We start from the raw sequence: 20,014 nt of genomic DNA, 5'->3' as shown, positions 1-20,014 counted from the left end.
AGCTCCGCTGCCCGCAGACACACACGCGCGATTATGCCGTCATCACGTCCAGCGCCGCCGCCGCCTCGGGGCCCGCGAACAGGCTGCGGCCTGGAATGGCGTCCAGCAGCGCCCGAGTGTAGGGGTGCTGCGGCGAGGTGAACACCGATTTGGTATCACCCTGCTCGACGATTTCGCCGCGGCGCATCACCACGATGCGGTCGGCGATCTCCGCCGCGACCCGCAGATCGTGGGTGATGAACAGCATCGCAAGGTTCATTTCCTCACGCAGTTCCGCCAGCAGGTCGAGGATTTGCGCCTGCACCGACACGTCGAGTGCCGACACCGCCTCGTCGGCGACCAGCACCATCGGCTTCAGCGCCAGGGCGCGCGCGATGCAGATGCGCTGGCGCTGCCCCCCGGAGAACTCGTGCGGGTAGCGCCCAGCCGCGCTGGCCTCGAGGCCGACCCGCGCCAGCAGGCGTTTGGCGTCGGCCATCGCCTCGGCGGGCGGCACGCCATAGGCCATCGGCCCCCGCGCGATCGCATCGCCGACCTTTTGGCGGGGATCGAGCGCCGCAAACGGATCTTGAAACACGATCTGCACCTTGCGGCGCATCGCGCGAAGCTGTTCGCCGCGAAGCTGCAGGAAATCCGCACCTGCGAATTCGATCGCCCCGGTGTCGGGCTCGATCAGGCGCATGATGATGCGGCCGAGCGTCGATTTGCCGGAGCCGGACTCGCCAACGACCGCGACGGTCTCGCGCGGCCGCAGACTGAGCGCGACATCGCGCACCGCCACCACCGTGCGATCCGGCCGGAACATCCCTTGCCCGGTCACGAACGTTTTGTTCAGTCCATGCGCGTCGAGCAGCGGCTCGCCCTCGATGCCGCGATCGCCGGCTGCGGCCGGACGCGAGCCCGGCACCGCGGCGATCAGCGCCTTGGTGTAGTCGTCCTTCGGCCGCCGCAGCACCTCGTCGACCGTGCCCTGCTCGACCACGCGGCCGTTGCGCATTACCACGACGCGGTCGGCGATATCGGCGACCACGCCGAAATCATGGGTGATGAACAACACGCCCATGCCGCGCTCGGCCTGCAGCCGCCGGATCAGTGCGAGGATCTGCTTCTGCGTGGTGACGTCGAGCGCGGTGGTCGGCTCGTCGGCGAGCAGCAGCGCCGGATTGTTGGCCATCGCCATCGCGATCATCACCCGCTGGCGCTGGCCACCGGAGAGCTGAAACGGATAGCTGCGCACCAGAGTTGCGGGGTCCGGCAGGCCGACCGCGGCGATCAGCTCCAGCACCCGCGCATCGAGCTCGGCGCGGCTGGGCCGCGGCGCGGCATGAACCAGGATCGCCTCGGCAATCTGATGACCGACCCGCGCCAGCGGATTGAGCGCGCTCAGCGGCTCCTGAAAGATCATCGAGATCGCGCCGCCGCGCAGACGGCGCATGGTGTCCTCATCGGCATGGGCGAGATCGTCGCCGCGGAACCGGACGGCACCGCCGCCGATCTCCAGGCTCGGCGGCAGCAGCTGCAACACCGCATGCGCGGTGATCGACTTGCCGGAGCCGGACTCCCCGACCAGACAGACGATCTCGTTGCGACGGACGCTCAGCGATACGTCCGAGACGGCGTGGCTGCGATCGCCGCCATGCGGCAGCTCGACCGACAGATGCTCGACGGACAGCAGGATATCGTCGCTCATGCGTTGCGCACCTTTCGCGCGATGCGCGGGTTGAGCATGTCGTTGAGGCCTTCGCCGACCAGATTGATCGCCAGCACGGTGAGCAGGATGGCGATGCCGGGAAACACGCTCATCCACCACGCCTGACGGATCACCGTGCGCGAGGCGCCAATCATCAGGCCCCACGACATCAGGTTGGGATCACCGAGCCCCATGAAGCTCAGCGCACTCTCGATCAGGATCGCGGTGGCGATCGTCAGCGAGCCGGTGACGATGATCGGCGAGATCGCGTTGGGCAGGATGTGACGCAGCGCCACGATCAACGGTGCCTGTCCCTGACAGACAGCCGCCTGGACGAACTCGCGGCCACGCAGCCGCATGAATTCGGCCCGCGTCAGCCGCGCCAGCGGCGGCCAGCTCACCGCGCCGATCGAAATGATGACGTTGGTCAGCGTCGGTCCGATCGTCGCCACCAGCAGGATGGCGAGAATAAAGCCGGGGATGGTCTGGAACAGCTCGGTCAGCCGCATCATGAAATCATCGACCCGGCCGCCGAAATAGCCGGCGATCGCGCCGATCGTGACGCCGATGCACAGCGCCGCGAGCGTCGAGGCAACGCCGATCGTCAGCGACACCCGCGCGCCGTAAGCAATGCCCGCCGCGACGTTGCGTCCGAGCATGTCCGAGCCAAGCGGCAGTCCCTCGCTGGCCGGCGGCTGGAACGGCGCCGCCACCATCTCCCAAGGGTCGTCCGGAAACAGCATCGGCGCACAGATCGCCAGGATCACCACGGCGATCAGAATGATCAACCCGATCACCCCGGTCGGGTGGCTCAGGAACGTCTTCAGCCTTTCCATCCCAACCTCCGCTTAGGCCGCTGCACGCAAGGAGACGCGCGGATCGACGATCCGGTAGATCGCGTCAGTGATCAGGTTCAGCGAGATCACAATCACCGACATCACCAGGAAGATGCCGAGCATCAGCGGATAGTCACGCTGCAGCACCGCATCGAAGGTGAGCCGGCCAAGACCGGGCCAGGCGAACACAGTCTCGATCACCACCGCGCCGCCGACCAGCGTGCCGGCCTGCATGCCGGCGACGGTGACGACCGGCAGCACGGCATTGCGCAGCATGTGGCGGATGATGATCTGGCCGCGCTTCAGACCCTTGGCGCGCGCCGTCTTGATGAAATCCTGGTGCGCGACGTCGATCACCGCGGAGCGCATCAGCCGCGCATAGATCGCCAGATGCACGGCCCCGAGCGAGACCACCGGCAGCACCAGATGCGCGGCGATGTCCCGGATCCGTTCGAACGGCGTCATCTGTACGCCGATGGTGACGTAGCCGAACGCCGGCAGCCAATCGAGGTGCACCGAGAACAGCAGCACCAGCATCAGGCCGAGCCAGAACACCGGCATCGCGTAGAGGAACAGCGACACAACGGTCAGCGCCGTGTCCGACCATTTGCCGGCGCGGACGCCGGCGAGTGTGCCGAGCGAAACGCCGACCGCGAGCGACAGCAGGAACGCACTGCAGGTGAGCAGCAACGTCGCCGGCAGGCGCTCGGCGATCAGCGACAGCACGGTGCGCTGCTGCCGATAAGAATAGCCGAGGTCCAGCGTGACGATCCGCTTCAGGTAGATCGCGAGCTGCACCGGATACGGCTGATCGAGGCCGTATTCGGCACGCAGCTTGGTCAGCATCTGCTCGTCGGCCGCCCCGCTCTGCCCGGCCATCACCTGCGCGGGATCGCCGGGTGCCGCGTGTACCAGCATGAAGTTGAAGGTGGCGATCACCAGGACCACCGCGACGAAGCGGACCGCCCAGCGGACGACCGCCAAAGCGATCGCCACGCCGCGGCTGCTGCCGATCGACTGCGCCAGCGCCATCATCCGAACGAAACCGTCCCGAAGGTGTCGTGCACGCCGATCGCCGACGTCACGACGTTCTTCAGCCGCTTGTCCATGAAGTTCGGGTATTCGATCTCGAGCAGCCAGGCGACCGGCACCTCCTCGACCATGATTTTCTGCAACGCGCTGTAGTGCTCCTGGCGCGTGTCGTCGGAGGTCGCGGTCGCGGCTTCCTCGAACAGCCGGTCGACTTCCGGATTGGAATAGCCGCAGGTGTTGGAGAACAGGATGCCCTTGCGGATGTTCGACGAGACATAGCTCCGCGACACGCCGAGCGCCGGATCGCCGAACTGATAGACCGTCGTCGTAGTCATCGAGAAGTCCCAGTTGCTGAACTTCTCGGCCCAGCCGCCGACATCGATGCCCTGCAACTGCAGATCGATGCCGACGCGAGCGAGCGACTGCCGCAGGAATTCGGCGGTCCGCTGATGGGTTTCTCCATAGGGCGACACCATGAAGGGAATCGTCACGCGCTTGCCGTCCGGGCCCGGCTTCAGCCCCATCTCATCAAGCAACGCCTTCGCCTTCTCGGGCGAGAAGTCGTAGGCCTTGACGTTCTTCTCGTAGAACTTGGTCTTCGACGACACCGGGCCGGTGGCGACCTTGCCGAGGCCGAAATAGATCCGGTTCAGCAGCGCCTTGCGGTCGATCGCATACATCACCGCCTGGCGGAACCGCTTGTCGTTCATCGGCGCGATGCGGTTGTTGATCTCCAGCCAGGTATGCGGCGCGAAGAACTCGTAGCCCTTGGTGGTCATGGTCAGATGCGGCAGCTTCGACAGCCGCGGCACTTCGAACAGTTCGACGTCGGTCCACTGCGTGAGCTGGACCGTCCCCTGCTCCAGCGCCACCGAGCGCGACGCGGAATCCGGAATCACCCGATAGATGATCTCGTCGAGGACAGGCTCACCCGGACGATAGTAACCCTCGTGCTTGACCAGATGGACGTGCGAACCGCGTACCCATTCCTTCAGCTTGAACGGGCCCGAGCCGATCGCCTTCGCGTTGGCCGGGTTCTTGCGATAATCAGTGCCGTCGTAGATGTGTTTCGGCACGATCGGCGCCGTGGTGCAGTCGAACGCGGTGAGGAACGGCGCGAACGGCTTCTTCAAGGTGAAGACCACCGTGAGCGGGTCCGGCGCTTCGGCCTTATCGATCCGCGAGAAGGTGTTGCGCGCCCGCGCGTGGTTCTCCATCAGAATCTTCGTCACCGAGAACACCACGTCTTCCGACGTCAGCGGCGTGCCGTCGTGGAAGGTGATGTTGGGAAACAGCTTGAACGTGTAGGTCAGCTTGTCGGGCGACACTTCCCAGGACTGCGCCAGGCCCGGCAGCGGCTTGAGATCGAAATCGTAGCGCAGCAGGCTCTCGTAGATCTTGCCGCCCAGCGTCAGCGTCGGCTGCTGCTGGTTGAGCGCGGTGACCAGGATCGGCGGCTCCGGCTGAATGATGGTGTTGAGCGTGCCGCCGCGGGTTTGTCCCACAGCCCGCGTGATGCCAAGCGGGATGCCGCCGATGCCGAGCGCGCCGGCCATCAGGCCGAGTTTGGCGAATTCACGTCTGTTCATGCTAGCCCCCGCGTTACGAGATGTTGGACTGGTCGGTCGTTCAGGACGTTGATGATTGCGGCGAAGGTGGTCCGTGCATCAGACCATCGCCTCGATGAGATACGGACCACGCCGCGCGAGCGCCGTATCGAGCGCACGCGAAAATTCCGACAGCGTGGTCGCGCGGCTGGCCTCGACACCGAGGCCTTGCGACATCTTGGTCCAGTCGAGTTCGGGCTGGTCGAGCTGCAGCATCCGCTGCGCATTGCGGCCCGGTGTCTGCGCGCCGACCTTGCTCATCTCGCCCCACAGCGTGGCGTAGGAGCGGTTCGAGAACACGATGGTGACGACGTCGAGATTTTCGCGGGCGTGGGTCCAAAGCCCCTGCACCGTGTACATGCCGCTGCCGTCGGCCTGCAGGTTGATCACCTTGCGATCCGGACACGCTACCGCGGCGCCGGCAGCCATCGGAATGCCGATCCCGATCGCGCCGCCGGTGATCTGCAGATAATCGTGCGGTGCCGCGTCATAGGAATAGTCGAAGAAGCCCGATGAGGTCAGCGCCTCGTCGCAGACGATCGCCTGATCCGGCAGCCGAGCAGCGACCAGGCGGTTGACCATGTCGACGGTGAGAACCGCATTGGCCCCCGCCGTCGGCGCCGGAACGGCGAACGGCGCAATCGCAACCGGCTCGTTCGGCGCATTGACTTCGTCGGCAAGCCATTCCAGCGCCTGCACCAGATCCTGATCGGGTCCGGCGAGCTGGACGATCTCGCAATTCGGCGGCGCCAGCCGGCCCGGCCGGTTCGGATAGGCGAAGAACGACACCGGCTCCTTGGCGCCGATCAGCACCACCATGTCGGCGCCGCGCAACATCTCGAGACCGATCTCATGGGTCATCGGCAGCTTGGCGATCGGCGCCCGGCCGCGGCCGCGTTCGATCCGGCCATTGGCGCCCTGCGCGTAGATCTCCACCCCAGCGCTGCGGCGAATGTTGTCGGCGATCCGGAGCGGCCGCTCGCGCAGCGCGCCGCCGGACAGCATCAGCACTACCTTGCGTTTGGTCCGGATCGCGGCGCCGATGCGCACGACCGTCTCCTGCACCAGCGGCGTCTGCGGCAGACGTTTGCCGCGCACCGGCGGCGAACGATAGCTGTGCTCATTCCACGCCATGTCGGCGGGCAGGATCAGCGTCGAGATGCCGGGCGCCATGCTCTGCGACCACGCGTCCGCGACGTCCTGATCGATCCGCACCGGATCGGCGATCCGCTTGACCCAGCGCGACATCGGCCGCGCCAGCGAGTCGATGTCGCTGGTCAGTGGTGCATCGAGCGGCAGATGCTCGACCGCATGATCGCCGACGATGTTGATCATCGGCGAAAGCGCGCGCCGCGCGTTGTGCATGTTGGCGAGGCCGTTGGCGAGGCCGGGGCCGAGATGCAGCAGCGTCACGGCCGGCCGGTCGGTCATCCGGGCGTAGCCATCGGCGGCGCCGGTGACGACGCCTTCGAACAGCCCGAGGATACACTTCATCCGCGGCTGCCGGTCGAGCGCCGCCACGAAATGCATCTCCGACGTGCCGGGATTGGCGAAGCAGACATCGACCTCGTGCGCCAGCAGCGCATCGCAGAGCCGGTCCGCTCCCGTCATCGATTGCACGGCGGACGCCGCCGGAGCCGCGACTGTCATCACAGCTTCCTCAGCCCGCACCACTCGGCAACGAACAGCGCGATGCTCAGCGTCGTCTTGCGCAGGCTTTCCAGATCGATGCGCTCATCGAACGCGTGCGGTCCCTGGCCGTAGGGACCGTAGCACAGCGCCGGAATGCCGTAGTCGACCGAGTAGTAGCGAGTGTCGTTGACCGCCGTCGACAGCCGCGCGTCGAGCGGCGCGTTGAACGCAGCCTTGTGCGCAGCTATGAGAACGTCTTCCGCCTCCCCGCCCGGCTCGCACACCGCCGGATCCGCCTGGAAGCCGCTCCAGATCAGTTCGGCCGGGTTCTCGGACAGGAAGCTGTCGGTCGCCTGCGCATCGGCCAGACACTTCTCGATGCCGCGCATCGCCTCCTGCGGCGTATCGCCGGTGAGCAGGCCGAGCCGGCAGTCGAGTTCGCACCACGCGGCCGTCGAGCTCGCCCAGTCGCCGCCCTTGATGATGCCGACGTTGAACTTGATCGGATTCTTGACCTGGCCGAACCACGGATCGCGCACCGCCTGGGCGTTCAGCTCCTTGGTGTATTCTTCGAAGGCGCGGATCAGATGCATCGCCGACAGGATCGCGCTGGTGCCGGTCTCGGAATAGGCGACGTGAACCGGCGTGCCGCGCACGCGCAGCCGGAACCAGACCGCGCCGACTTGGGCGCGCGTCAGGGTGTGGCCGGTCGGCTCCGGGATCAGGCAGGCGTCGGCACGATAGCCGCGCATCAGGGTCGAGAGCGCGCCGTTGCCGGTGCTCTCCTCTTCGGTCACGGTCTGCACATGGACGCGCGCGTCGGGTGCGTAGCCGGCGGTGCGGATCGCATCGAGTGCGAAGATCATCGCCGACACGCCGCCCTTCATGTCCTGCGCACCGCGGCCGACCATCCAGCCGTCGCGGACGGTCGCCGCATAGGGCGGATCGCTCCACAGATCGACCGGGCCTTCGGGCACCACGTCGATATGGCCCTGCAGGATCAGGCTGCGGCCCTTGCCGTCGCTGTCCGCGGTGGCGACGACCTGCATCGAGCCAGCCGGATCGATCGTGTCCATCGGCGCCGCCTTGGGATGGCTGGCGATATCGACGTCGGCGAGACTGAAGGTGTCGACCTTGTAGCCACGATCGGCGAACTGCTGCGCCAGCCATGCCTGCTGCGGCGCCTCTTCGCCGCGCACGCTGCGGAACTGCACCATGCGCTGGAGAAACGCGACCTGGTCGTCGAAATTGCGATCGACCGCGGCCCGCAAGCTTTCTGTGATCGCATCCGATTTGGTCAATGTCTCAGTCGCCACGTCTCGGTCTCCCTGGATCTGATAGTTGTCGTTATGCAGACGGCAGCGTCAGCGATCGAGACCGCCGAGCAGGATGTATTTGGTCTCGACGTATTCCTCGATGCCGTGGCGCGAGCCCTCGCGGCCGAGGCCAGACTGTTTGACGCCGCCGAACGGCACCACGTCGGCGCCGAGCAGAGCCGAGTTGACGCCAACCATCCCGGACTCCAGCGCCTCGGCGACGCGGAACACGCGTCCGAGGTCGCGCGCGTAGAAGTAGGACGCCAGGCCGAACGGCGAGTCGTTCGCCTGCGCGATGACATCGGCTTCGTCTTTGAAGCGATACACCGGCGCGACCGGGCCGAAGGTCTCTTCGCGCGTGATCAGCATCGCGGTGGTGACGCCGGCGAGCACGGTCGGTTCGAAGAACGTGCGCCCAAGCTTGTGCCGCTTGCCGCCGAGCACGACCTTGGCCCCCTTGGCGACCGCGTCGGACACATGACGCTCGACCTTGGCGATCGCCTCGGCGGTGATCAGCGGCCCCTGGGTCACACCGGCGTCGACACCGTTACCGACTTGCAGCGTCGCCACCTTGGCGGTGAGCTTCTCGACGAACGCGTCGTAGATCCCGTCCTGGGCGTAGATGCGGTTGGCGCAGACGCAGGTCTGCCCCATGTTGCGGAACTTGGAGGCGATCACGCCTTCGACCGCGGCATCGAGATCGGCATCGTCGAACACGATGAACGGCGCATTGCCACCGAGTTCAAGCGCGACCTTCTTCACGGTCGAGGCAGCCTGACGCATCAGGATCTTGCCGACCTCGGTCGAGCCGGTGAAGCTGATCGCCCGCACCGTCGGGTGCTCGGTCCAAGCCTTGCCGATCGCCGGCGCATCGCCGGTGATGATGTTGAGCACGCCCGGCGGAAAGCCGGCGCGCTGCGCCAGCACGCCGAGCGCCAGTGCGGTGAGCGGCGTTTCAGGCGCCGGCTTGATCACCACCGTGCAGCCGGCGGCGAGCGCCGGCGCGACCTTGCGGGTGATCATCGCGGCCGGGAAATTCCACGGCGTGATCGCAGCGACGACGCCGACCGGCTGGCGGATCACCATCGTGCGGGCATCGGCGCGATGCGACGGAATCGTCTCGCCGTAGATGCGCCGCGCCTCCTCGGCGTAGAACTCGACGAACGAGGCCGCGTAGTCGATTTCACCGAGTGCCTCGGCGAGCGGCTTGCCCTGCTCGCGCGTCAGCAGCAGCGCCAGATCGTCGCGGTTGGCGATGATCTGGTCGAACCACGCGCGGAGCATGGTGGCGCGCTGCTTGGCGAGCAGCTTCGACCACTGCCGGAACGCGATGTCGGCGGCGCGCACCGCCTCCTCCGCCTCGTCGGTGCCGAACCGCGGCACCGCGCCGATGCGCTCACCGGTCGCCGGATTGAACACGGCATCGACCGGCTCACCACACCACTTGCCGCCAACAAGGCAGCGCTCGGCCAACAGGCCGGGATCACTCGGCATCAGCATCTCGATCATTCCCGTCTCGGCGCGGACGCGCCCTGTGCTAAGCGGCGAGGCAGCGCTCCAGGATCGCCAATCCCTCGTCGACGATCGCATCGGAGGCCGTCAGCGGCACAAGGATGCGAATGGTGTTGGCGGCGGTGCCGCACGACAGCAGGATCAGGCCGTTTTCGTACGCCAGCCGCGTCACGCGCTTGGTCGCCTCGGCATCCGGCTCATTGCTGCCGCGCTGCTTGAGAATGTCGAATGCCACCATCGCACCGGGCCCACGTGCGACCGAAGTCGGCACCAGCGTGTTCGACAGCGCGAAGCGATCGATCGCGCTGCGCAGCCGCTCGCCGATCTGGTTCGCACGCGCGATCAGGTTCTCTTCCTCGAACACATCGAGCACTGCGAGCGCTGCGGCGCAGGCCAGCGGATTGCCCGCATAGGTACCACCGAGGCCGCCCGGCTCGGCCGCATCCATGATGGCGGCGCGGCCGATCACGCCCGATAGCGGCAGCCCGCCGGCAAGGCTCTTGGCGACGCAGACGATGTCGGCCTGAACGTCGTAATGCTCCATCGCGAACATCTTGCCGGTGCGCCCGAAGCCGGTCTGCACTTCGTCGGCGATCAGCACGATGCCATTCTCGTCGCACAGCCTGCGCAGGCCGCGCATCAGTTCGGGCGGCGCCTGATGGAAGCCGCCCTCACCCTGCACCGGCTCAATGATGATCGCCGCCACCTGCGACGCATCGATATCGGCCTTGAACACGAACTGCACGCAGCGCAGCGCATCCTCGACCGAGACGTCGCCGCCGACGACCGGGAACGGCACATGCCAGACGCCGGGCAGCGGCGGACCGAGCGCCTTCTTGTAGGGAATGACCTTGCCGGTCATCGCCGAAGCAAATGCGGTGCGACCGTGGAAACCACCGGTGAATGCGATGACGCCGCTGCGGCCCGTCGCGGCGCGCGCGATCTTGACCGCATTCTCGGTGGCCTCTGCACCGGTGCTCAGCAGGATCGACTTCAGCGGCCCGTTGATCGGCGCTAACTGATTCAGCCGCTCGGCGAGCCGGATGTAACCCTCATAAGGCGCGACTTGGAAACAAGTATGGGTGAAGCGATCGAGCTGCTCACGGATCGCCGCGACGATGCGCGGATGGCAATGGCCGGTGTTGAGCACCGCGATGCCGCCGGCAAAATCGACGTAACGCTTGCCCTCGACGTCCCAGATCTCGCTATTCAGCGCACGCTCTGCAAACACCGGCGTCGCTTGGCTGACGCCCCGCACGACAGCCGTCTGCCTGCGCGTCAGCAATTCACTATTCGTCATCAGCTCTCTCCTGAACTGATGACAACGCTAATGTGACGGTTCGGACAATCAATCAGCTTGTAAGTTCGGTCTGGTCACTTCCATGCACCAATCGAAAAATGCTGCACCATAACGTGCAAACACTGGCGCATTGTTGAGCGATCCGCTCAACACGCAGCCACACGTGATCACTCGAGCTCTGCGAGCACCTGCTTCAGCCAATTGCGCAGTGCAACGATCGCCGGATCGTCCCAGCGCTCTTTCAGCGCGACGAGCTGATAAGTCTCCATATAAACCGACGATGTGATCACCTCGACCAGCGCGCCGGAGCGCAGGTCTTCTTCGACCAGCACATCATTGGCGAGCGCGACGCCCTGTCCGAGCCGTGCCGCTTCTATCGCCAGATGGGCGTGCCACAGCCGCTGGCCGCGCAGCGGCGGCAGATCGTCGAGCCCCGCGAGCTCGAACCAGCGGGTCCACTGCATGGTGGATTCTTCGTGGATCAGCGCAATCTGCGACAGATCTTCGAGGCTGGTGATTGCCGGATAGCGCGCCAGATAGGCCGGGCTGGCGACCGGGAAGACCCGCGGCCGCACCAGGATTTCCGACATCAGCGGCCCACGAGAATCGATCACGTCGGCATAGACGATCTCGGCGTCGGCTTCCGCCCGCGACAAATCCGGATGGGTGAGAGTCGGCTGCAGATTCACCTCCCAGTTGCGTGGAGGCCCGGTCAATTCCGGCAGGCGGGACAGCAGCAGGCGGTTGGCGATGCCGGGAATGCACCAGATGTTCAGCGTCGGCAGCGACGACGGCCGCGCGCTGGTGGTGGCGCGCGCGATGATGTCGAACGCCTGCGAGATCTGTGCATGAAAGCTGACGCCGGCTTCGGTCAGCATCACACCGCGGCCCTCGCCGCGGACCAGCGCCACGCCGAGAAACTTCTGCAGGTTCTGCAGATGGCGCGAGACGACGGTATGGCTGACGGCCAGTTCATCTCCGGCGGCGCGAACGCTGCCGGTGCGCCCGACGGCCTCGAAGGCGCGGAGCGCGATCAGCGACGGCAAACGACGGCGCATCATGAGAGCCGTATCGCCGGATCGCTGTAACGACGCTTGGACATTATAGACTTATCGCCTCCTCACACGCGCCGACCGAGATGATCACCCTCGATCGACCTCGATCTGCGGCAAAACTCTTCTCTCTTGTGGCACGGCGAAGCAACCGTCACAAATATCGCGCCGTCCTGTCGGACCGCATGCCTGCTGCCCGCCATGCACGTTCGCTCAATTTTGAACGATTCCAGGACGCTCCTCGCCGATCAGGGCGTGCGTGGCTCCTGGGGGACAGACCAGGGCACCATCACGCAACGGCGGATGGAGCGCATCAAGAACCAGATCGCGGCCAGGAGTGGTCCAGTCGGACAATTGCAACCACGTCCGGCACATCCCGTCTTCGGGGGTCTTGTGCGGAAGCGAGCAGCACGGCGATGCCCATTGCTTGGTTGGCCGAGTCTGAGCGCCCAACCGAAATTGCCTTGAGGCGATCGCTCCTGACGTCAATTAGTTCGCGAACTCGAGCTTACCGAACAGGAGGCCGTCTCCGCAGGACCTTCGCCAGCCTCTCTCGGCGCATCCTCAGATTTGCGCTGAAAGCTGACTCGCGAGGCCGGCGCGCATCGCGCGGCAGAGCCCGCAAAGATCTTCCACGCCAGCCCGACGAAACGATCAAAATCCTCCCGTCGCGGCCAAGTCTTTACAACAGCATTTCATTGCTGCTGGCACCGTTTGACGACACATTGCGGGCCTCTCGGGCTGGAGGTTTGCGGTATCTATACTGCCGATCGCCGGCGATTAGTTGACTGCGAACGTTGTAGGAGCACCCATGTCGGTCCGGCGCCGCCTCGATCATCGCGATGGTGCCGCTGGAGCGGCGTTCTTTGTGTTCGGGATTGCGTTCGCGGTTGTCGCGCTCAACTACCCGCTCGGCACGACGATGCGGATGGGTCCCGGGTATTTCCCGGTTGTGCTCGGTCTGATCCTGGCGGGCCTTGGCGTCGTCGTCGGCCTCGGCGCATTCCGCCGTCACTCGGTCGCGGAGCAAGCGGCAGGCCCCACCTCCCTCGCGATCCCGAAGCTCCGGCCGGCGCTGCTAATCTCGGCCAGCGTTCTGGTGTTCGCGGGGGCGATTGAATCGGTCGGCCTCGCGCTTGCGACATTCGGCGTGGTCGCCGTCAGCAGCCTCGCCAATTCCAACGTACGCTGGCGCTCGGTCGCAGCCTCCGGCCTCGTTCTGGCGTCGGCTTCGGTCGCGATCTTCGCCTATGGGCTGCGGCTGCCGTTCAGGGTCACGCCGTTCTGATGGAGCTGTTCAGTCAACTCGGCCACGGCTTCGAAGCGGCTCTGACGCTCAGCAATCTCGGCTACTGCCTGCTCGGCGTCACGCTGGGCACGCTGGTCGGCGTGCTGCCGGGGCTCGGCCCGGTCGCCACCATCGCTATGCTGCTGCCCGCCACTTACGGCCAGCCGCCGCTGTCGGCGCTGATCATGCTCGCCGGCATCTATTATGGCGCGCAATATGGCGGCTCGACGTCGGCAATCCTGGTCAACCTGCCCGGCGAATCCTCCTCGGTCGTGACCTGCCTCGATGGCCACGCCATGGCGCGGAAGGGCCGCGCCGGAGCCGCTCTCGGCATCGCGGCGCTCGGCTCGTTCTTCGCCGGCACCGTGGCGACGCTGCTGATCGCCGCGCTTGCCGAACCGCTGTCGAACCTGGCGTTGAAGTTCGGCCCCGCCGAGTACTTCTCGCTGATGGTGCTCGGCCTGGTCGCCGCCGTCGTGCTGGCCAATGGATCGCTCACCAAAGCGGTGGCGATGACCGTGCTCGGGCTGCTGCTCGGCCTGATCGGCACCGACGTCAATTCCGGCACCGAACGTTACAGCTTCGGCATCCCAGAATTGTCGGATGGCTTCGGCTTCGTCGTCGTGTCGATGGGATTGTTCGGCATCGCCGAGATCATCCACAATCTCGAAAAAGGCATCGAGCGCAACGTGTTTGCGACCTCGGTCGGCGGCATCTGGCCGACCCGCGCGGACTTCAAGGCGGCCTGGAAGCCGGTGCTGCGCGGCACGTTTCTCGGCTCGCTGCTCGGCGTGCTGCCCGGCGGCGGCGCGATCCTGAGTTCGTTCGCGGCCTACACCATCGAGAAGAAGCTGGCGAAGGATCCGAGCCGGTTCGGCCAGGGCGCGATCGAAGGCGTCGCCGCGCCGGAATCCGCCAACAATGCCGGCGCGCAGACATCGTTCATTCCGCTATTGACGCTCGGCATTCCGCCGAACGCGGTGATGGCGCTGATGGTCGGCGCGATGATGATCCACGGCATCGTCCCTGGGCCGCAGGTGATGACCGAAAAGCCGGAACTGTTCTGGGGCCTGATCGCCTCGATGTGGATCGGCAATCTGCTGCTGGTGCTGCTCAACATGCCGCTGATCGGAATCTGGATCCGGCTTCTACGCGTCCCCTACCACGTGCTGTATCCGGCGATCCTGGTGTTCTGCTGCATCGGCATCTACAGCGTCAATCAAAGCACGATCGAAGTCGCATTCGCGGTCGGCTTCGGCCTGCTCGGCTGGATGTTCATCAAGCTGCACTGCGAGCCGGCGCCGCTGCTGCTCGGCTTCGTGCTCGGCCCGCTGATGGAAGAAAACCTGCGGCGCGCGCTGCTGCTGGCGCATGGCGACCCGACCGTCTTCGTCACCCGCGGACTGAGCCTGGCGCTGCTGCTGATCGCGCTGGCGCTGATCGTCATCCTGGTGCTGCCGAGCGTCCGGAAGACGCGCGAAGTCGCCTTCCACGAAGACTGACCGACGCGAAGCGCACGCGATGTTCCGACGACGCCCTCCACCCTCTTCGATTTCTCCACCACGGAATGAAGGACGCCCATGACAGCCTCGACGGTCTCTCGCTGCATCCTGCTATGCGCAACGTTTGCCGCTTCTCTCGTCGCCACCCTGCCCGCCGCGGCGCAGCCGGCTGATTGGCCGAACAAGCCGCTGAAGCTGATCGTGCCGTTCCCGCCCGGCGGCGCCGCCGATGCGGTCGGACGCGTCGTCGCGGAGAAGCTCAGCGAAGTACTGAAGCAGCCGGTGGTGGTCGAGAACAAGGCCGGCGCCGGCACCGCGATCGCTGCCGATGCGGCGGCCAAGGCTGCGCCCGACGGCTACACCCTGTCGCTCGCGCCCGCCGGTCAGCTCACCATTCTGCCGCATCTGAACAAGTCGCTTTCCTACGATCCGTTCAAGAGCTTCGCGCCGGTGGCGCTGGTGGCGGAAGTGCCGTACGTGATCGGCGCCAGCGCCGACACGCCCGCCACCTCGCTGAAAGACCTGATCGCGGCGGCCAAGAAGGAGCCGGGCAAGCTCAGCTACTCGTCGTGCGGCAACGGCACGCTGTGCCATCTCAGCGGCGAGCTGTTCAAGAACCTCACCGGCACCGACCTGCTGCACGTGCCGTTCAAGGGCAGCGCGCCCGCGATCCAGGCCCTGCTCGGCGGCCAGGTCAATCTCTCGTTCGACACGCTGACCATCCTCGCGCCGCAGGTGAAGTCCGGCAAGGTCAAGGGACTGGTGATCACCAGCCGCACCCGCTCGCCGCTGCTGCCCGACGTGCCGACCGCTGCGGAAGCCGGACTGCCGGAGTTCGTGGTGTCGTCCTGGTTCGGCATCGTCGTTCCTGCCGGCACGCCGAAGGACATCGTGACGCGGCTGAACACCGAGATCAACGCGCTGGCGAAATTGCCGGACGTCCGCGACCGTCTCGCTGCGCAAGGCCTCGATGCGATCCCGTCGACGCCGGAGGCCTTCACCAAGGTCATTCACGAAGACTATGCGCGCTGGGGCAAGGTCGTCGAAGCGTCCGGCGCCAAACTCGATTGAGATGGCACTGAGCCAGCTGCGGCGGACGTCAAATCCGCCGCAGCTTTATGCTGTGATGACGACTTCCACCAACGATCCAACTGCGACATAACACCGGCAACGACACGAGCCACATCGGGGAGCAGATGGCGCAGACAAGGCTGATCTCGCTGCAACAGGCAGTGCGACGCTATAGCTGGGACGGTATGCAGTATGCGAGCGGCGCTGCGTTGCCGATCGGATCCGACGCCATCATCTTTGGACGCGAATTGCTGCGCCAAGGCCGGCGCGACCTGCACGCGATCTTTCACTGCAACAGTCAGCAATTGAACCTGCTGGCCGCCGCCGGTGTGGTCACCAAGGCGGAATGCGGCTTCTCGGCCCTGGAAGTGTTCGGCTTCGCCAACGGCCTGCGCCGCGCGGTCGAGAGCGGGCACATGGCGCTCGAAGACTACTCCAACCTTGGATTGCCGCTGCGACTGCTCGGCGGCGCACTGAACTGGCCGTTCGTCCCGGCCACCGTGAACATCGGCTCCGATCTGCAATATCGCAGCGCGTTCGCGCCCGACGATTATCCAAGCAAGCACAAGATCCCGACCGTGGTCGATCCGTTCACCGGCCGCGAGATCGGCGCGTTCAGCCCGCTGAAGCCGGATTTGGCGGCGATCCACGTCACCCTCGCCGATCCGTACGGCAACGCGATCATGCTCGGCACCGAATGGAGCCGGGTCGAGCTGTCCCGTGCGGCCAAGAAGGTGATCATCATTGCGGATGCGATCGTCGACACCGCTTGCATCCGGCAATATCCGAACCTGGTGCGGATTCCGGATCTCGTGGTCGAGGCCGTGGTGCATTGGCCGTTCGCAGCCTGGCCGCAGAGCTCGCCCGGCATGTACGACGTCGACGAAGCGCACATGAAGTTCATGAACAAGGCGCTCGGCGGCGAAGAGGGCACCGCCGCCTACATCCGGGACTTCGTTACCAGCTACCACGACATCGACAGCTATCTCGACATGATCGGCCGCGACAAGATCGCGGAGCTGCGCAACAGCACCACCAGCTTCCTGCTCGATCCGTATCGGCGCTGGATCTTGCCGCCCGACGAGGTGGCCGCGTTGTCCGCCCAGGAGGTCGCAGCATGAGCGAGACACTGGACTATTCCCGCCAGGAGATGATGGCGATCGCCACGGGGCGCGAAGTGAAGGACGGCGAGCTGGCGATCTTCGGCGTCGGCCTGTCGATGCTGGCCGGTTACTTCGCCCAGGCCAATCATGCGCCGCATCTGCGGACCATGACCGAAGGCGGCGTCTATGGCGCGACGCCGGTCGGCGGCCTGCCTTGGGGCATCGAGTGCAACCGCATCTCCACCAACGCCACCAGCTTCACCTCGGCGATCGACGCGCTCGGCTTCCTGGTCGCCTCCGGGCGATGCGACGTCGGCGTGATCGGCGCGGCGCAGGTCGACAAGTTCGGCAACGTCAATACCACCGGCATCTGGGACGACGACATCGGCCCCCACTATCGCCCGCCCAAGATCCGCCTGCCCGGCGCCGGCGGCGCCAACGACATCGCCTGCGGCGCCAAGCGTTTCATTATCATGGTGACGCACGAACCCAAGCGCTTTGCCGAGAAGGTCACCTATCTGAGTTCGCCAGGCTATCTCGACGGCGGCAATGCGCGCGAGCGGTTCGGCTTCGTCGGCGGCGGACCATCGGCGATCATCACCACGCTCGGCATCCTGCGTCCCGATCCGGAGACCAAGGAATTCCAGCTCGACGGCTGGTTCGCGTTCTCCAGCGTCGACGAGATCAAGGCCCACACCGGCTGGGACCTGAAGGTGTCGCCCACCGCCCGCATGATTGCCGAGCCGACCGCCACCGAGCTCGCCAACCTGCGCAAGGTCGATGAGACCGGCGCGCTGCGCAAGCACTAGCGCGCCCGACAAAGAGGACTTCCGATGACCGACACTCCTTACGTGCTGCGCGCCGACGATGACGGCGTCACCACGCTGACGCTGAACCGGCCGCAGGCGCGCAACGCGCTGTCGCAGGGCATGCTGGAGGCTCTGCGCGGGGCGCTGGCCGACATCGCCGCCGACGCCAGCGTGCAGGTGCTGATCATCGCCGGCTCCGGCCCGGCTTTCTGCGCCGGTCATGACCTGAAAGAGCTGCGCGCCGGCAATTACGATCCGGGTTATGTCGACCGCCTCTTCGCCGCCTGCGCCGAGGTGATGCAGGCGATCGTTCACCTGCCGAAGCCGGTGATCGCGCGCGTCCACGGCGTCGCCACCGCCGCCGGCGCTCAGCTGGTCGCCAGCGCCGATCTCGCCTTCGCCGCCGACGATGCGCGGTTCGCAACGCCGGGTGTCAATATCGGCCTGTTCTGCTCGACCCCGATGGTGGCGCTGTCGCGCAATCTGACGCGCAAGCACGCGATGCAAATGCTGTTGTCCGGCGATCTGATCGACGCCGAAACTGCGTTCCGCTTCGGCCTGATCAACGAGGTCGTTCCCGCCGCCGAGCTCGAGCAACGCACCCTCGCGTTCGCGCGGCAGATCGCGAGCAAGTCCCCGCTGACGCTGGCGATCGGCAAAGAGGCGTTCTACCGCCAGGCCGAATTGTCGCTGGCGGATGCCTATGCTTACACCAGTCAGGTGATGGCGAAGAATCTTCAGGCGGAAGACGCCAAGGAAGGCATCGATGCCTTCCTTGGGAAGCGCCAGCCGGTGTGGTGCGGGCGGTAAGACGTCGCGGAGCTTAAGCTCCGCACGCGTTACAGCAGCCGTCCCGCGATCACGTAGATCGGTGCCAGCACCACGAACGCTGCCACCAGCAGGCAGGCGAATGCTCTGCCCCAGGGGCCGGGCACGGCCGTCGGCATATCCGCATAGCTGTCGGCCGGCTTGCGGCCGGTGATCATCGCCTGGATCAGCGGTTCGCGGCTGGTGACCGCGTAGATCACGTTGGCGGCGACGTGGACCGCGACGAACACCTCGATCGCGGTGAAGATCCGGCGGTGCCACAGCGCGGCGGTGTCGACAGTGGCATCAGCCACGGTCTTGGCGAGCGGTCCTTCGATGATCAGACGATCTTCATCGGCCGAGAACAGCCCGCTGATCGCCATCGCGAACACCAGCGCCAGCAGCGCCACCACCATCCATCCGCCGAGCGGATTGTGGCCGAGAAACTTCTTCTTGTCGGCGATGTAGGCCAGCACCCTGCCCGGCATCGCCACGAAGCTGCCGAACCGTGCGGTCGAACCGCCGACGAAGCCCCACAGGATGCGGAAGACGATCAGTACCAGCGCGGTATAGCCGTTGAGCTTGTGCCAGGCGGGATAGGCCCCGCCATAGGTGTTGCTGATCCAGCCATCGAGGACGACGAAGACGAGCGCCCACTTGAAGACGCGCGTGGGCCCGTCCCAGGCGACGACGCTCGCTTCGTTCATGTCTTAGCTCTTCTTGGCGCGGAAGTCGTCGTGGCACGACTTGCAGTTGCCGAGCACGCCGCCGATGTTCGCCTTTAGCGAGGCTTCATCCTTGATCGTGCCCTGCGCCGCGGTGGCCGCAGCGGCCAGCTTGGCGAACAGGTCGTCGAACTTCGCCTTGTCTTCCCAGATCTTCGGCAGCGCCGCGGTGTCGCCACCGGTCTTGGAATCGGCCGGGAACAGCGCCGGCAGCTTCTTCGAGTCGTCTGCGATCGCCGCCAGCGACTTCTGCACTACCGCCTGGTCGAACTTCGCCTCGCCCTTCAGCATCGCAGCGATCGGCTTGGTGGCCTCGCCCATCTGCTTCAGGATCGCCTTGCGCTGCGCGATGGCGTCGGTCTGCGCGACCGCGAAACCGCTGCCCAGCACAACCAGTCCGGCGATAGTAGCAATTCTCAATTTCATCTTTGCAGGTCCTTTCGATCGTTCCGGTCGCCGCAGGCGCCGACCGGCAGCTTCACCCATCCTGGTGAGTCGCTTCCATCGCGGCTGTTCTCCCACAATCAACCTGACGTTGCGGTGACAACGTCACAGAGCCGGGAGTGCAGCGACCGCGATTCTCCTGCCCCCACCCGATCTCTTAACCGATGCGACATCGCCGCCGCAAACGATCGGGAAGAACCAACGACGAACACCTGCCCTGACATGGACGCAATGGCTAAAGATTGGGACAGCAGCCCACGCGGTCAGACCACGCTAACCCGGATCGAT

General features: G+C 65.7%; 17 protein-coding genes. 6 read left to right on the top strand and 11 right to left on the bottom strand.

From position 1 onward, the window contains the following. Positions 1-31: 31 nt before the first annotated feature. The 9 genes from LRC39_RS11775 to LRC39_RS11735 all read right to left on the bottom strand — a co-directional run bounded on the left by LRC39_RS11775 (position 32) and on the right by LRC39_RS11735 (position 11,986). Complete coding sequence (locus tag LRC39_RS11775) at positions 32-1,690, bottom strand: ABC transporter ATP-binding protein (RefSeq protein WP_346297382.1); 1,659 nt, start codon at positions 1,688-1,690, stop codon at positions 32-34. Continuing rightward, entirely contained in the window at positions 1,687-2,526 is an 840-nt protein-coding gene (locus LRC39_RS11770; protein ID WP_107355425.1) for an ABC transporter permease, read from the bottom strand. Before LRC39_RS11770 ends, LRC39_RS11775 begins: the two co-directional genes overlap by 4 nt. A 12-nt stretch (positions 2,527-2,538) precedes the next feature. Continuing rightward, entirely contained in the window at positions 2,539-3,561 is a 1,023-nt protein-coding gene (locus LRC39_RS11765; RefSeq protein ID WP_107344249.1) for an ABC transporter permease, read from the bottom strand. Further along, positions 3,558-5,147 (bottom strand): ABC transporter substrate-binding protein, encoded by a 1,590-nt coding sequence (locus LRC39_RS11760; protein WP_263991605.1) that lies wholly within the window; start codon positions 5,145-5,147, stop codon positions 3,558-3,560. Before LRC39_RS11760 ends, LRC39_RS11765 begins: the two co-directional genes overlap by 4 nt. Positions 5,148-5,225: 78 nt before the next feature. Further along, entirely contained in the window at positions 5,226-6,815 is a 1,590-nt protein-coding gene (locus LRC39_RS11755) for an acetolactate synthase large subunit (RefSeq protein WP_346297381.1), read from the bottom strand. Continuing rightward, positions 6,815-8,113 (bottom strand): ArgE/DapE family deacylase, encoded by a 1,299-nt coding sequence (locus tag LRC39_RS11750; RefSeq protein WP_346297380.1) that lies wholly within the window; start codon positions 8,111-8,113, stop codon positions 6,815-6,817. The genes LRC39_RS11755 and LRC39_RS11750 overlap by 1 nt, the downstream gene beginning before the upstream one ends. 48 nt (positions 8,114-8,161) lie before the next feature. Beyond that, complete coding sequence (locus tag LRC39_RS11745; RefSeq protein WP_107355420.1) at positions 8,162-9,613, bottom strand: NAD-dependent succinate-semialdehyde dehydrogenase; 1,452 nt, start codon at positions 9,611-9,613, stop codon at positions 8,162-8,164. Between the two features lie 37 nt (positions 9,614-9,650). Next, positions 9,651-10,925: a 4-aminobutyrate--2-oxoglutarate transaminase gene (gene gabT, locus LRC39_RS11740; protein WP_107344239.1), complete on the bottom strand. Its 1,275-nt coding sequence runs from the start codon at positions 10,923-10,925 to the stop codon at positions 9,651-9,653. Between the two features lie 167 nt (positions 10,926-11,092). Further along, positions 11,093-11,986, bottom strand: coding sequence for a LysR substrate-binding domain-containing protein (locus LRC39_RS11735; RefSeq protein WP_107344237.1), 894 nt, complete (start codon positions 11,984-11,986; stop codon positions 11,093-11,095). An 802-nt stretch (positions 11,987-12,788) separates the two neighbouring features. Between LRC39_RS11735 and LRC39_RS11730 the strand changes: the two genes are divergently transcribed. The 6 genes from LRC39_RS11730 (at position 12,789) to LRC39_RS11705 (ending at position 18,560) form a co-directional block, all read left to right on the top strand. Further along, entirely contained in the window at positions 12,789-13,265 is a 477-nt protein-coding gene (locus LRC39_RS11730) for a tripartite tricarboxylate transporter TctB family protein (protein WP_346297379.1), read from the top strand. Next, positions 13,265-14,767 carry a tripartite tricarboxylate transporter permease gene (locus LRC39_RS11725; protein WP_164572968.1) on the top strand — a complete coding sequence of 501 codons (1,503 nt, stop codon included), beginning with the start codon at positions 13,265-13,267 and terminating at the stop codon, positions 14,765-14,767. Before LRC39_RS11730 ends, LRC39_RS11725 begins: the two co-directional genes overlap by 1 nt. Positions 14,768-14,845: 78 nt before the next feature. Next, complete coding sequence (locus LRC39_RS11720) at positions 14,846-15,838, top strand: Bug family tripartite tricarboxylate transporter substrate binding protein (protein WP_346297378.1); 993 nt, start codon at positions 14,846-14,848, stop codon at positions 15,836-15,838. A 125-nt stretch (positions 15,839-15,963) separates the two neighbouring features. Next, on the top strand, positions 15,964-16,959 hold the full coding sequence (locus LRC39_RS11715; protein WP_346297377.1) for a CoA transferase subunit A: 996 nt from the start codon (positions 15,964-15,966) through the stop codon (positions 16,957-16,959). Continuing rightward, on the top strand, positions 16,956-17,750 hold the full coding sequence (locus LRC39_RS11710; protein WP_346297376.1) for a CoA-transferase subunit beta: 795 nt from the start codon (positions 16,956-16,958) through the stop codon (positions 17,748-17,750). Before LRC39_RS11715 ends, LRC39_RS11710 begins: the two co-directional genes overlap by 4 nt. A 24-nt stretch (positions 17,751-17,774) precedes the next feature. Next, positions 17,775-18,560 carry an enoyl-CoA hydratase gene (locus LRC39_RS11705; protein ID WP_346297375.1) on the top strand — a complete coding sequence of 262 codons (786 nt, stop codon included), beginning with the start codon at positions 17,775-17,777 and terminating at the stop codon, positions 18,558-18,560. A 29-nt stretch (positions 18,561-18,589) separates the two neighbouring features. Here LRC39_RS11705 and LRC39_RS11700 read toward each other — a convergent pair whose 3' ends face one another. Together LRC39_RS11700 and LRC39_RS11695 are read right to left on the bottom strand one after the other, a co-directional pair. Beyond that, on the bottom strand, positions 18,590-19,264 hold the full coding sequence (locus LRC39_RS11700; protein WP_346297374.1) for a cytochrome b/b6 domain-containing protein: 675 nt from the start codon (positions 19,262-19,264) through the stop codon (positions 18,590-18,592). Between the two features lie 3 nt (positions 19,265-19,267). Beyond that, positions 19,268-19,708: a c-type cytochrome gene (locus tag LRC39_RS11695; RefSeq protein ID WP_107355410.1), complete on the bottom strand. Its 441-nt coding sequence runs from the start codon at positions 19,706-19,708 to the stop codon at positions 19,268-19,270. Positions 19,709-20,014 lie beyond the last annotated feature (306 nt).

The organism is Rhodopseudomonas sp. P1 (genome assembly GCF_039642825.1).
GTDB classification, from domain to species: domain Bacteria; phylum Pseudomonadota; class Alphaproteobacteria; order Rhizobiales; family Xanthobacteraceae; genus Rhodopseudomonas; species Rhodopseudomonas palustris_H.
The sequence above is the reverse complement of the archived record's forward strand: the minus strand, read 5'-3'. Positions and strand labels throughout refer to the sequence as shown.